Below are 12,587 nucleotides of genomic sequence, written 5' to 3'. Positions count from 1 at the left end.
CCACGACCCTCTGCCGCTTTCCCTTGATCGTCTGCTGCGGGACCGGCACGGTTGCACCGGCCGCTCACTGTCTATAACCCGTAGGGGGGTGGGGGGGGGGCGGGGCCGCCGCCCCTCGTCCGGGCAGGTCAGAACGCCGAGTTGGCGCACCAGTGCGCGAGCAGTTCCTCGTCCCCGCGCACGTCGAGGCGGGCGGAGGCCAGGTCGAGCCGGCCGTACAGGAGCAGCAGCAGATCGGCGGCGCTCGCGCGGACGGTCGCGTCGGCCTCCGGGCCCGGGCCGTCCGCGTCGGGCCCGAAGCGGTCGAGCCCGAAGCCGTCGGGCCGCAGACGGATCAGCCAGTCGCCGTCCGCGGCGGTGGCGTTGCTGTCGGTGGCGTTGCCGTCGGTGCGGGTGAAGCGGATGGTGCGGTCCGCGCCGCGCAGTTCGGCGATCCCCGGGGCGAAGAAGGCGGCGAAGGGCAGGTTGGTGAGGAATTCGGACACCCCGTCGGCGGCCAGCTCCGGGTCGAGCGCCGGGGTGCGCCCGAGGGCGAGTTCCGCGTCGGCGCGGTGAACCAGGGTCTCGAACAGCATCCGCCGTACCCAGAAGCGGGCGTGCTGGTCGGCGCCCCAGGCCCACATCGGGGCGTCGAGGTCGGTCTCCGCGAATGCGGCGCCGGCCTCGGCCGCGGCCTCCGCCAGCCAGGCGGGGTAGCCGTCCGGCGCGGCGGGCAGCCGCAGGTCGACCTCGCGGCTGCGGGGCGGCTGCTGGATCCGCTGCCGGAGCAGGACGGTGAACCAGCGCTGCACGCTGCCGGTGTGGCGGGTGAGGTCGGTCAGTGTCCAGCCGGGGCAGGTGGGCACCGGGGTGGTCGGGTCGGCGTCCTGGAGGGCGGCGACGAGGCGGGCGGTCTCCGCGGCGACGGCGGCGCCGTGGTCGATGGTGGTCATGAGGGTGCTCGCTCGGTGTCGGGGTGGCGGGGCGGGGAGAAACGGTCGGACGAGGGGGAAGCGGTCAGGCGAGGGGCTTGTCGACGACGGCCTTGGCGTGGCTGAAGGTGTCGAGGGAGTACTCGCCGTGGTAGCGGCCCATGCCGCTCTCGCCGACGCCGCCGAACGGCAGCTCGGGCATGGCGAGGTGGGAGACCGGCAGTCCGAAGGTGAGCGCGCCGGAGGAGGTCTCCTCGGTCAGCCGCTGCTTGGTGTGCGCGGACTCGGTGAAGGCGTAGAGGGCGAGCGGCTTGTCGCGCTCGTTGATGAAGGCGATCGCCGCGTCGAGGTCGGGCACGGCGACGATGGGCAGGATCGGGCCGAAGATCTCCGCCCGCATCACGGGGGCCTCGGGGGAGACGTCGGCGAGGACGGTCGGGGCGAGGTAGCGGTCGGCGCGGTCGTGGGTGCCGCCGGTGACGGTCCGACCGTCGCCGAGCAGCGCGGTGAGCCGGTCGAAGTGGCGCTCGTTGACGATCCGGCCGTACTCGCCGCCGGCCGCCGGGTCGTCGCCGTACAGCTCTCGGACGGCGTCGGCGAGGTGGGCCTCCAGCGCGGGCGCGCTCTCGCCGATGGCGAGGACGTAGTCGGGGGCGACGCAGGTCTGGCCGGCGTTGAGGAACTTGCCCCGGGCGATCCGCCGGGCGGTGACCGCGAGGTCGACGTCGGGTTCGACCACCACCGGGCTCTTGCCGCCGAGTTCCAGGGTGACCGGGGTCAGGTGCCGGGCGGCGGCCGTCATGACGATCCGGCCGACGGCGCCGTTGCCGGTGTAGAAGATGTGGTCGAAGCGCTGTTCCAGCAGCGCGGTGGTCTCCGGGACGGCGCCCTCGACGACCGCGACGGCCGCCGGGTCGAGGTAGCGCGGGAGCAGCCGGGCGAGCGCGGCGGAGGTCGCGGGGGCGAGCTCGCTGGGCTTGAGGACGGCCGCGTTCCCGGCGGCCAGTGCGCCGACCAGCGGGGACAGGGCGAGCTGGAGCGGGTAGTTCCAGGGCGCGATGATCAGGACCACGCCGAGCGGGTCGCGCACCACGCGGGCCGCGGCGGGCCGGAAGACCTCGGGCACGGCGGCGGGCTTCGGCCGCAGCCACTGCTCCAGGTGGGCGACGGTGTGGTCGAGCTCGTTGAGCGTGAAGCCGATCTCGGTGCGGTAGGCCTCGGCGGTGCTCTTGCCGAGGTCCTCGTGCAGGGCCTGGAGGAACGCCTCGGACTGCTCGGTGAGCAGCGAGCGCAGCGCCGCCAGCTGGGCCTGGCGCCAGGCGATCGGCTTGGTCCGGCCGGTGTCGAAGGCGGCGCGCAGGCGGGCGACCGTGGCGGCGGCGGTCTCCGGGGCGGTCTCCGGGGCTTCCGGGACGGCTTCCGGCGTGGCGGCGGGGGTGTGGTTCATGAGGGTCTCGCGGTCCTTCCAGCTGGCTTGAGGACGTCGATGGTTTATGACCTCAAGCATTCTTGGACGGTAAACCTCAATGGTTGAGGATGTCAAGCAATGTGCCTATGCTCGACACCGTGCACCAGAACCCCCACCCGGACCCACCGGCCACGCCGATCGAGCTGATGGATCAGCTCGCCCGGGTGGCCGCGGCCTACTACCGCCACTTCGCCTCCGCCGCGGCCGGGCACGGGCTGACCCTGATGCAGGGCAAGACCCTCAGCCTGCTCACCCGGCCGCGCTCCATGCGCGCCCTCGCCGGTCTGCTGTCCTGTGACGCCTCCAACGTCACCGGCATCGTCGACCGGCTGGAGGGCCGCGACCTGGTCCGCCGCGAGCCCGACCCCGCCGACCGCCGGGTCAAGAGCATCGCCCTGACCGACCGGGGCGAGCAGACCGTCCGGCTGATCCGGGCCGACCTGATGTCCGGCCTGACCGCGCTGGAACAGCTCTCCGGCCAGGACCGGGCCGCCCTGGGCGTGCTGCTGGACCGGGCGTTCCCCGAGACGGCGGCCCCGCCGGCCTGAGGCCGGTCCGCCGGTCCGAGGCGGGGCCGCCGGTCCGAGGCGGGGCCGGAGTCAGGTCAGAGCTTCTCGGCCTCGTGGACCTGGTGGAGGTGGATGAGGACGTCGTGGGCCCGCCCGAGGGCGACGGAGGGCAGCGGGTCCTTCGTGAACGTGGACCCGGCCTCGTAGACGGGTCGGGCGGTGTCCAGCCAGTCGCGGACCACCCGGGGGGCGGTGCGCAGGTCGACGTAGTAGTCCTGGCGGCGGACCTGGTCCAGGGTGTACTCGTTCATGCCGGGCGTGGCCGCGGGCACGGTGTTCTTCTCCCAGTCGGTGCCGAGGGCGGCGCCCATGGTGAGGAAGGAGCCCCGGTCGAAGGTGAACCCGATGTTCAGGTACTCCGGGCCGAGGGTGTCGCGCAGGATCGCGCCCTGCGTCCTGGGGTACATCTCGGGATCGCTGGCCAGGTAGCCGACGTGCCCGTTGTGGGCCGAGAGCAGCATCCGGTCGCCGGTGTGGCGCTGCCACCACGCGGTGTTGTCGGCCATGGCCTGGTCGCGGAGGACCTCCGCGGCGTTCACCGAGGCCTTGTCGGTGAGTTCGAAGGTGGCGAAGGCGAAGGTCTGGGCGATGATGCGGGCGTGCTGCACGGCCCAGTCGTACTCCTCGCCGCCGGCGCCCTTGGCGGCGGTGACCAGGTCCAGCGCCTGCTGCGCCTTGGCGGCGTTCTCCTTCCGCTCGGCCACCGGTCGGTTCATCAGGTAGGCGACGGTGTCGTCGAGCGGGCGCAGGCCCGCGTACAGCCCGTCGACGCGCGCCAGGGCCGCGGGGTCGGTCTTGCGCAGGTAGGCGTCGACCCGGGCGAAGACCTCCTCGCCGAGCTTGGGGGCGCCGACGTCGTCGCCCATGAAGTGGACCGGGCGCTCCGGGTGCTGGCGGTTGTACTCGCGCATCCAGCTGATCAGGTCCACGAACTCCTGGCGCTCCCACGGTGATTTGCCCAGCTCGTCCTTGACGATCTGCCGGGCGTCGCCCTTGCCGTCCTGGAGGTACTTGTCGATCTTCAGGCCCGCCGACCAGCTCATCTCCAGGGCGAAGGTGGTGAAGCCCTTCTCCTGGACCAGGTAGCGGAAGACCCGCTCCTTCATGGTGAAGAACTCGTGCGAGCCGTGCGTGGCCTCGCCGAGGCCCACCACCTTGGCGTCCCCGACCATCGCGCCGAGCGCCCGCAGGTCGCTGGTGCTGCCGCCGGGCTCGGTCGACCGCAGCGGGTGCGCGGACCGCTCCAACGCGCGGACCACCGTGCCCCGTTGGCCGTCCGCCGCAGGGGCGGCGGAGGCCACCGGGGCCAGCAGGGCGGTGGTGGCGGCCGCCACCGTCGCCGCGATCAGCCCGCGCCGGCCGATCCGCCGCTTGTTCGCCGTGGTCATGATCTCTCCTCAGTTTCCTTGTCCCGAAAGCTCGGTGAGATGATCATCGTTCGCGGCGAGGGTGCGGCGCGCTGGGGCCGACCGCCGGGTTCTTCGGGGGGATAACCCCCGACCTGCGTCGATGCGGGCTCCGCCCGGTGGGTCAGAGCGCCGCGGCGCGGTGCGTCGGGCGGCCGTCCAGGACGGTGAGCAGCACGGGGACGTCCGGCAGTTCGGTGGCGGGGGTGGTGAGCGGGTCGGCGGCCAAGGCGGTGAGGTCGGCGCGGTGCCCGACGGCGATCCGGCCGGCCTGCTGCTCCTCCCCGGCCGCGTGCGCGGCGTTGACGGTCATCGCCCGCAGCGCTTCCAGGGCGGTGAGCGCCTGCCCGGGGTGGTGCGGCGGCTGGGTCAGGTCGCGGCTCGGGCGGCGGTGGCGGGCGCCGGCCAGCACGCCGAGCGGCGGGTAGGGGGCGATCGGCCAGTCCGAGCCGAGCACGACGGTGGCGCCCGCGTCCCACAGGTCGCGGCAGCGCCAGGCGCGGTCGGCGCGCTCCTCGCCGAGGCGGCGGGACCAGTTGTCGGTGTGGTCGGCCCGGGTGAAGTCGCAGCAGTGGGTGGGCTGCATGGAGGCGGTCACGCCCAGCTCGGCGAAGCGCCGTACGAGGGAGTCCGGGGCGGTCTCGATGTGTTCGATCCGGTGCCGGACGGTTCGCGCCCCGGCGGCGGCCGTCCCCGGGGCCTGCGCCGAGGCCGCGGCCACGGCGTCGAGCGCGTGGCGGACGGCGGCGTCGCCGATGGCGTGGGTGGCGGTCGGCACGCCGGCGCGGTGCAGGTGCGCGATGACGCGGGTGTACTCCGCCGGGTCGGGCCAGAACGCGTGGGTGGACTCGCCGTGGCAGTCCGGGCGTTCCAGCCAGGCGGTGCCGTTGTCGATGGTGCCGTCCATGAACAGCTTGACGCCGTCGACCCGCCAGAGCCGGCCGCCCCGGTGCTGCTGCTCGATGAGGGCGCGCAGCCCGTCCGCGTCCACCCCGGGCTGGCACCAGGGGGCGACCCGCAGCCGCAGCGGCAGGTCGCCCGCCTCGTCGAGTTCGGTGTAGAGGTCGAGGCTGTCGCCGTTCGCGTCCATCGCGTGGCCGCCGGTGAGGCCGGCGGCGGCCATGGCGGCGAGCGCGGCGGCCAGGCGGGCGCGGCGTTCGGCCCGGGTGGGCTGCGGGGCGGCGCGTTCGACCAGTTCGCAGGCGGCGTCTTCCAGCAGCAGGCCGGTGGGGCGCCCGGTCGCGTCGCAGACCACCTCGGCGGCCTGGGCGAAGCTGCGCGGGCCGTCGACGCCGGCGAGTTCCAGGGCGCGCGGGCTGGCCAGCATGGAGTGGGCGTCGAAGAGTTGGAGCAGCGCCGGGACGCCGTCGAGGACGGGCGCGAGTGCGGCGGACCCCACCGGCCGGTCGCCGAAGACGTTCGGGTCCAGGCCCCAGGCGTGCAGCCAGGCGCCGGGGGCGAGGGTGCGGACCTCGGCGGCGAGGGCGGCGCGGACCCCGGCGAGGTCGGTGCAGCCGGAGAGGTCGAGGCCGTGGGTGAGTTCGGCGCCGGTGACCGGGTGCAGGTGCCCGTCGACCAGCCCGGGGGTGACGACGGCGCCCTTCAGGTCGACCACCGTGGTGGCGGCGTCGGCGAGCCGGCGGATCTCCCGGTCGTCGCCGAGGGTGGTGATCCGGCCGTCGGCGACGGCCAGGGCGGTCTGCGGGAGGGGGCCGCCGGTCGCCGGGTCGAGCAGGCGGGCGGACAGGAGGACGAGGGAGGTGCGCACATCGGCTCCAACGGTGCTGCGGGGCGGGGGAGTTGAGGGGTGGAGTGGTCAGTCTTTCCAGGTGAGGGAGCCATCGGGCAGGCCGAGTTCGCGTTCGGCGGTGGCCACGGCGAGCCGGGTGACGGCGGAAGGGTGGTCGCGCAGGCCGGTGTTGGCGTGGGCGGCGAGGCCGTCGATCACGACCAGGATCTGAAGAGCCGTCACGTCGACGTCATCGGTGCGGAATTCACCCTGGGTGACGCCCGCTTCGATGACGCCGCCGAGTCGTCCGCGCCAGCCGGCCTGCTGCTCCAGGACCCGGTCGCGCAGGACGGGCCGGTAGCGGCTGAGGTGGCGGGCGTTGATCCAGAGCCGGCTCATGTCGTCGTAGGCCGGCCCGGTGGCGCGGGCGAAGAACCGTGCGAGGTGGTGCAGCGGCGACCCGTCGTGCGGGTCGGCGGGCAGCAGCGTCTCCAGTTCGGCGGTGGCGGCGCTGCCGAAGGCCTCGGCGACGAGGTCCTCGACGGCGGGGAAGTAGTGGCTGATCAGACCGGGTCTGACGTCGAGCTGCTCGGCGATCCTGCGCAGCGTGATGCACTCCAGGCCCTCGGTGAGGGCGACGGCGGCGGCTGCCTCGACGATCTCCGCCCGCCGGTCGTCGGCGGATTTGCGGACCCGTTTGCGCTGAACGCTTGACGTCATGTGCCGGATGCTATTGAGTGTGCGACCAATAAGCAAGCAGGTGGGCACGACACCCCCACGGAGGGCCCCCAATGGCGTCCACGCTCCCGGACCACCCCCACCCCGACACCCGCGCCGCCGCGCCGCTCCAGCAGGAGCGGGCCGGCCGGGTCGAGGTCCACGGCATCGACCACATCCCCGAGACCGAACGGCGCGGCCGCGCCCGCGAACTCTTCCCCGTCTGGGCGGCGGCCAGCGTCAACTACCTCAACCTGGTCGTCGGCGGCGCCCTCGTCCTGGCCGGGCTCGACCTGCCCCAGGCGTTCGCGGTGGTCGTCGTCGGCAACCTGTTCTGGCTGGGCACCGGCCTGTTGGCGGTCTCCGGACCGGCCGCGGGCGCGCCCAGCGAGGTCATCACCCGCGCGATGTACGGCGTCCTCGGCAACCGCGTGAACAACGCCGTCACCGGTTGGATGATCTCCGTCTGCTACTTCGCGCTCAACCTCGCCGCGGCCGCCGTCGCCGCGTTCTCGCTCGCCGAGCAGGCCGGGATCACCCCGACCACCCCGATCAAGATCGCCATCGTGGTGGCCATCGTCGTGGTGACGCTCACCATCAGCGTCTACGGCCACGCCGCGATCCTCCGGCTCTACCTGCCGATCACCCTGGCGCTCGCCGCCGCCTTCGCCGTCGTCGGGTACGTGGTGCTCCGGCACGCCGACTTCGGCTACGCGCCCGCCGAACCGCTCTCCGGCACCCGCCTGTGGTCCGCCGTCCTGGCCGGCGTCACCCTGATCGCCTCCGGCCCGCTGTCCTACACCACCAGCGCCGACTTCTCCCGCTACCTGCCGCACACCACCTCCCCGCGCGCCGTCCTCGGCTGGACGGCCCTCGGCGGCTTCCTGCCCAGCGTCGCCGTCGGCGGCCTGGGCGTACTCGCCGCCAGCGCCGTCGACATGACGGACCCGCAGGCCGCCCTCCAACGGATCCTGCCCGGCTGGTTCGACCCGGTCTTCCTGCTCGCCCTGGTCGTCGGCACGATCGCGGTCAACGCGCTCACCGCCTACAGCGCCGGCCTCGCCCTGCAAGCCGTCGGCATCCGGATCCGCCGCACGCTCAGCGTGCTCGTCGACGGCACCGTCGCCGTCTGCCTCACGCTGTACGCGCTGCTGGTCTCCAACTTCCTCGACACCGTCAGCAACGTGCTCCAGCTGACCGTCGTCCTGCTCGGCCCCAGCACCGCGATCTACGCCACCGACATCCTGCTGCGCCGCAACCGCTACGACGGCCGCGCGCTCACGGACGAGACCCCGGGCAGCCCCTTCTGGTACCGGGCGGGCGTCAACCCGGCCGGTGCGCTCGCCCTCGCGGCCGGGGTGGCCGGCGCCGCGCTGTGCGTGGACACCCTGTACACCGGGCCGGTGGCCGCGCTCGTCGGTGCGGACCTCGCGCTGCCGGTCGGCATGGTCGTCGCGGCGGCGGTGTACGCGGTGCTGATGCGCGGGAAGCTGAACCGCCGGGGCGCCTGAGCGCCTGAGCGCGGCCGTCCGACGGCCCCCGTCGAACTGCCCTTCCTCCGAAGGGTGCTGAGGGCGACCGGCCGGGACGCTTCCGGGGGCCGCCGGTTGTCAGTGGCGTCCGTTAGGGTGCGGACCGGCGGCCCGGCCACGCGGGCCGGCGCGAGGTGAGGGGGCGTCATGACGGACGGTACCGAAGGGGCGGGGGGCGAGGAGGGCATCCGGTGGCTCGCGGACGCCGGGCGCTCCGTCGACGGCGTCCTGTTCGCCCGGGGGATACCGCCGCAGGAGCTCGCCCGCCGGATGGGCGCCGATCCGGCCGCCGCGGCCGGGCCGCTCAGCGGCACCGAGGTGTGGGACCTCGACATCGAGGTGTTCCGCCCGAGCGACGACGGCGACGGCGTGATCCGGGTCGGCGAGTCCGGTGAGTGGTCCTTCGCGGTCGAGTACGGCGACTCCACCGGCGGCGAACGGCTCACCGAGATAGCGCGCGACGGGGTCGAGGTGGTCCACTTCCGCCCGATGCCGGACCACCCGCCGGCGCTGCTCGACTACGCCCGCGACGGCGCCGTGCTGTGCGGGTTCGGCCTCGCCGAGGAGCGCTGGCGCTGGGGCCGGGAGCCCGACCTGTTAGTCCCCGAGCTGGTCGCCGCAGGCGTCCTGGAGCCCGACGGGATCACCCGCGGTCCCGGGGGCGAGCCGCCCGCGGCCGTCCGCCGCCGCACCCTCGGCGCGGTCGGGCGGCGGTTCGGGCTGAGCCTGCCCCGGGCCGTCCTCGGCGAACTGCGGCTGCCGACGTACGCGGTGCGGGGCAGGCCGGGGATGGAGCCGCCGGGTCGTTGAGCCGGGGCCGGCCCCAGGCCGTTCCCATGGTGGCCCTGGCCGCGCGCTGGACGTTTTGGACGCCCCGGACGTGTGTTCAGCCGGAGCGTGGCCCGGTCCGGGCGGCCCGGGCCTCCAGGTAGCGCCGCTCGGAGAGGCTGGCGGTGGCCTTCGCGGCGCGCCGGTAGTGCTCGTGGGCGCCGGCCGGGTCGCCGGCCTTCTCCAGCAGGTGCGCCCGGACGGACAGCAGCCGGTGGTGCCCGGCCATCCGCCCGTCACCGTCCAGGGCGGACAGCAGGGCCAGCCCGGCGGCCGGGCCGTCGGTCTCGGCGAGCGCGATCGCCCGGTTGAGGGTGACCATCGGGTTGGGCGCGATCCGTTCCAGGATCAGGTAGAGGGCGTGCACCTGGGGCCAGTCGGTCTCCTCGGCGGTGGCCGCGTCGGCGTGCGTGGCCGCGATGGCGGCCTGCAACTGGTAGGGCCCCAGGGTCGGGCCGGCCAACGCCGCCTCGGCCAGTCCGACGCCCTCGTCGATCAGCGCCCGGTCCCAGGCCTTGCGGTCCTGCTCGTCCAGCGGCACCAGGTCGCCGGCCGGGGTGGTCCGGGCCTCCCGGCGGGCGTGGGTCAGCAGCATCAGTGCGAGCAGCCCGGTCACCTCGTCGTCCCCGGGCAGCTGCGCGTGCACCGTCCTGGTCAACCGGATCGCCTCGCGCGCGAGGTCGGGGCGGTGCAACTCCGGCCCGGAGGTGGCGGTGTAGCCCTCGTTGAAGATCAGGTAGAGCACGTGCAGCACGACCCGCAGCCGTTCCTCGCGCTCCGCGCCGTCCGGCAGGGCGAACGAGCTGCCGGCGGCCCTGATGCGCTGCTTGGCCCGGCTGATCCTGGCCGCCATGGTGGCCTCCGGCACCAGGAACGCGCGGGCGATCTCGGCGGTGGTCAGACCGCCGACCGCCCGCAGCGTCAGGGCGGTCCGGGAGGCCGCGGTGAGCGTCGGATGGCAGCACAGGAACAGCAGGACGAGCGTGTCGTCGGTGTCCGGCACCTCCGGCGGCACCACCTCGGCGGCCGTTGCCGACTCCCGTTCGCGGCGCGCGCGGTCGCGGCGCAACTGGTCGATGAGCCGCCGGGCCGCGACGGTCACCAGCCAGCCGTGCGGATTGTCCGGCATCCCCTCGGACGGCCACTGCACGGTGGCGGCGAGAACGGCCTCCTGGACGGCGTCCTCGCACCCTTCGAACCGGCCGTACCGGCGAACCAAGGTGCCGAGGACCTGCGGCGTGAGCGCACGCAGCAGGTCCTCGAAGTCCGGTGCTGTCATGCCTCCAAGTGTCCGTCGGCGAACATCACCTGCCGCACCTCGACCCCCAGGCCCTCGATCGCGGTGTCCGGGATCCGCGCCGCCAGTGCGATCGCCCGCTCCTTGTCCTCGCAGTCGATCAGGTAGAAGCCGCCCAGGTACTCCTTGGCCTCCAGGAACGGGCCGTCGGTCACCACCGGCTGGCCGTTGCGCACGGTCACCACGGCGGCCTGGGTCGGATCGACCAGTGCCTGGGTGGTGATCAGCTCTCCGGACGCCTTCAGCGCCTCGATGAACTCGCCGTGGCCGTGGCCGATCGCCGCCTTCTCCTCGTCGGTCAGCGCGTCCATCACGGCCGGGTTGATGTGCAGGCTGATCAGGAACTTCATCTCGTGCTCCTCGTGGTTCGCGGGCCCGGCTGGGCTCCTCGACCGGTGGTCGGAGCCATCGCCGCGGTCTTGACGTCCTCCGCCGGACGTTCGGAGGAATCTTCGCGGCCGCATCGCCACCTCGCACATCGCCCGCATCGGGAGGGCCGGGGGCCGGGGACCCCGCCCCGCCGTCACCCGGGAGTGTGATGGTCACGTCACATCGGGCGCCGCTACTGTGACCCGGTGGCGGAGCGTCACATGGAGCGGGTGGGCCGTCCCGGCCCGGTCCCGTCGGGAGGGGCAGTCATGAAAAGCACTCGTCGTGTGTTCGGATCGGTGCTCGCGGCCGCCGCCCTGGCCGCCTGCGCCCCGTCGACGTCGCCCGCCGCGGCCTCGATCGCCGCGCCGGCCGCCTCGGGGTCCGAGGGAGCGAGGGGAGCCGCGCCGGCCGCGGTGGCGAGCGGGAAGACGGCCTGGACCGGCCAGTTCCGCGGTTACGGGACGGACCAGTGGAAGCACGCCTGGGGCGCGGCCGACCAGGGGACGTGGGGCGGTTCGGACTTGAGCGCGGTCGACGACGCGGCCGCTCCCGGGGGCGGCTCGGCGCTCCAGGTCGTCTACGGGGCCGGGTCCTCCTCCAACCAGTGCGCCGACTGCCCGAACCCGGGCGGCGGCCAGTTCTACACGGATCTGACCAGCCTGGGCCTGTCCGCCCTGGCCCAGGGCAACACGCTGGACCTGAAGTACTCCCTCAAGTTCCCGGCCGGCCGGGACTGGGGCAAGGCGGGGAAGCTGCCCGGACTGTACGGCGGCAGGATCGGCGAGGAGTCGGGCGGCAACCACGGCGCAGGCTGGTCGACGCGCTACATGTGGCGCGGCGCCAAGGGCGTGCCGGACAACGGCGAGGTCTACCTCTACACCCCGACCAACTCCGGCCCGACCGGCTACGGGGTGGACGAGGGGCTCGGCGACTGGCGGTTCCAGGCCGACGGCGCGTGGCACAGCGTCGAGCAGCTGGTCGACCGCGGCACCGGGGACGTCACCGTCTGGTACGACGGCCGCCAGGTCTACGCGGCGCGCGGGGTGGCCTCGGGCATCGGCGGGATCCCCTTCGGCGGCGTGTTCTTCTCCACCTTCTACGGCGGCCACGACACCAGTTGGGGCCCGGCGAGTACCCAGCGTGCCTACTTCGCGGACTTCTCGCTGTCCTCCGGCGTCCAGCACTGACCCGTCAGCCGACTGTCACCGTCACGGTGAAGGCCCGCTGGCCGGGCGGGCAGGCCAGCGCCTCGCCGCAGGTGGTGCGGTGGGCGGAGAGACGGGCCGTGCCGGGGGAGGCGGCGAGGAAGCCGGCGGTGACCTGGCCGCAGCCGCCGCCCGGCCGGCAGGAGGGGGCGGGGGTGGTCGCGGTGGCGGTCGGACGCAGCGTCCGCGGGCTGTCGCCGGCGGCCGGGGACCAGTAGGTGCTGTGCAGCTCGACCCGGATGACGGTGCCGGGTGCCACCCGCACGGTCGTGCCGTCGGCGTGCTCGTCGAGCACCAGGGCGGGCGGGCCCGGCGCGGCGGGGCCGGGGTTCGACGAGCAGCCGGCCGCCAGGGCGAGCAGGGCGGCTGCCGCGATCGTTCGCACCGTCACGGCTCTCCTCCTTCACAGGGCGCGATGTTGTCGGGGCGCGGTGTCCTTGGGGCGCAGTGTCCTTGGGACGTGGTGCCGCCCGGGGGGGGCGGGGGGGGGTGTTGGGCATGACGCCGTCGATGCGGGCCGGGCACCTGGCCGCCGCGCTGGTGGCGGGCTGGT

General features: G+C 74.2%; 12 protein-coding genes. 4 read left to right on the top strand and 8 right to left on the bottom strand.

The window, feature by feature from the left end; genetic code table 11:
• Positions 1 to 128 precede the first annotated feature (128 nt).
• Together ACFV6I_RS20410 and ACFV6I_RS20405 are read right to left on the bottom strand one after the other, a co-directional pair.
• Positions 129 to 932, bottom strand: coding sequence for a maleylpyruvate isomerase family mycothiol-dependent enzyme (locus tag ACFV6I_RS20410; RefSeq protein ID WP_380426767.1), 804 nt, complete (start codon positions 930 to 932; stop codon positions 129 to 131).
• Positions 933 to 996: 64 nt separating this feature from the next.
• The gene (locus ACFV6I_RS20405) at positions 997 to 2,358 is read right to left on the bottom strand and encodes an aldehyde dehydrogenase family protein (RefSeq protein WP_380426765.1); all 1,362 of its coding nucleotides are present in this window, start codon (positions 2,356 to 2,358) and stop codon (positions 997 to 999) included.
• Positions 2,359 to 2,477: 119 nt separating this feature from the next.
• Here ACFV6I_RS20405 and ACFV6I_RS20400 point away from each other — a divergent pair, with 119 nt between their 5' ends.
• Positions 2,478 to 2,927: a MarR family winged helix-turn-helix transcriptional regulator gene (locus tag ACFV6I_RS20400; RefSeq protein WP_380426763.1), complete on the top strand. Its 450-nt coding sequence runs from the start codon at positions 2,478 to 2,480 to the stop codon at positions 2,925 to 2,927.
• A gap of 56 nt (positions 2,928 to 2,983) precedes the next feature.
• On the opposite strand, the gene ACFV6I_RS20395 is transcribed toward ACFV6I_RS20400, so the two are convergent.
• From ACFV6I_RS20395 to ACFV6I_RS20385, 3 genes are all read right to left on the bottom strand, one after another.
• Entirely contained in the window at positions 2,984 to 4,336 is a 1,353-nt protein-coding gene (locus ACFV6I_RS20395) for an erythromycin esterase family protein (RefSeq protein ID WP_380426761.1), read from the bottom strand.
• 142 nt (positions 4,337 to 4,478) lie between these two features.
• On the bottom strand, positions 4,479 to 6,122 hold the full coding sequence (locus ACFV6I_RS20390) for an amidohydrolase (RefSeq protein WP_380426759.1): 1,644 nt from the start codon (positions 6,120 to 6,122) through the stop codon (positions 4,479 to 4,481).
• A gap of 48 nt (positions 6,123 to 6,170) precedes the next feature.
• Entirely contained in the window at positions 6,171 to 6,803 is a 633-nt protein-coding gene (locus ACFV6I_RS20385) for a TetR/AcrR family transcriptional regulator (protein ID WP_063350376.1), read from the bottom strand.
• 71 nt (positions 6,804 to 6,874) lie between these two features.
• Between ACFV6I_RS20385 and ACFV6I_RS20380 the strand changes: the two genes are divergently transcribed.
• The gene (locus ACFV6I_RS20380) at positions 6,875 to 8,311 is read left to right on the top strand and encodes a purine-cytosine permease family protein (RefSeq protein WP_380426757.1); all 1,437 of its coding nucleotides are present in this window, start codon (positions 6,875 to 6,877) and stop codon (positions 8,309 to 8,311) included.
• A gap of 168 nt (positions 8,312 to 8,479) precedes the next feature.
• Positions 8,480 to 9,142, top strand: a complete 663-nt coding sequence (locus ACFV6I_RS20375; protein WP_380426755.1) for a DUF6461 domain-containing protein — start codon at positions 8,480 to 8,482, stop codon at positions 9,140 to 9,142.
• A gap of 76 nt (positions 9,143 to 9,218) precedes the next feature.
• Here the strand turns inward: ACFV6I_RS20375 and ACFV6I_RS20370 are convergent, their stop codons facing one another.
• A complete protein-coding gene (locus tag ACFV6I_RS20370) occupies positions 9,219 to 10,439 on the bottom strand; it encodes an RNA polymerase sigma factor (protein ID WP_380426753.1) in 1,221 nt (406 codons plus the stop codon).
• Positions 10,436 to 10,807 carry a YciI family protein gene (locus ACFV6I_RS20365; RefSeq protein ID WP_380371883.1) on the bottom strand — a complete coding sequence of 124 codons (372 nt, stop codon included), beginning with the start codon at positions 10,805 to 10,807 and terminating at the stop codon, positions 10,436 to 10,438. Before ACFV6I_RS20365 ends, ACFV6I_RS20370 begins: the two co-directional genes overlap by 4 nt.
• Before the next feature lie 288 nt (positions 10,808 to 11,095).
• Between ACFV6I_RS20365 and ACFV6I_RS20360 the strand changes: the two genes are divergently transcribed.
• Positions 11,096 to 12,016, top strand: coding sequence for a polysaccharide lyase (locus ACFV6I_RS20360; protein WP_380426751.1), 921 nt, complete (start codon positions 11,096 to 11,098; stop codon positions 12,014 to 12,016).
• 4 nt (positions 12,017 to 12,020) lie between these two features.
• Here ACFV6I_RS20360 and ACFV6I_RS20355 read toward each other — a convergent pair whose 3' ends face one another.
• Positions 12,021 to 12,425, bottom strand: a complete 405-nt coding sequence (locus ACFV6I_RS20355) for a hypothetical protein (protein WP_380426749.1) — start codon at positions 12,423 to 12,425, stop codon at positions 12,021 to 12,023.
• Between the last annotated feature and the right edge of the window lie 162 nt (positions 12,426 to 12,587).

Origin of the sequence: Kitasatospora sp. NPDC059803 (assembly GCF_042732255.1) — a bacterium.
Classification (GTDB): Bacteria; Actinomycetota; Actinomycetes; order Streptomycetales; family Streptomycetaceae; genus Kitasatospora.
Note: the sequence above shows the minus strand (reverse complement) of the source record. Positions and strands in the feature narration are given on the sequence as shown.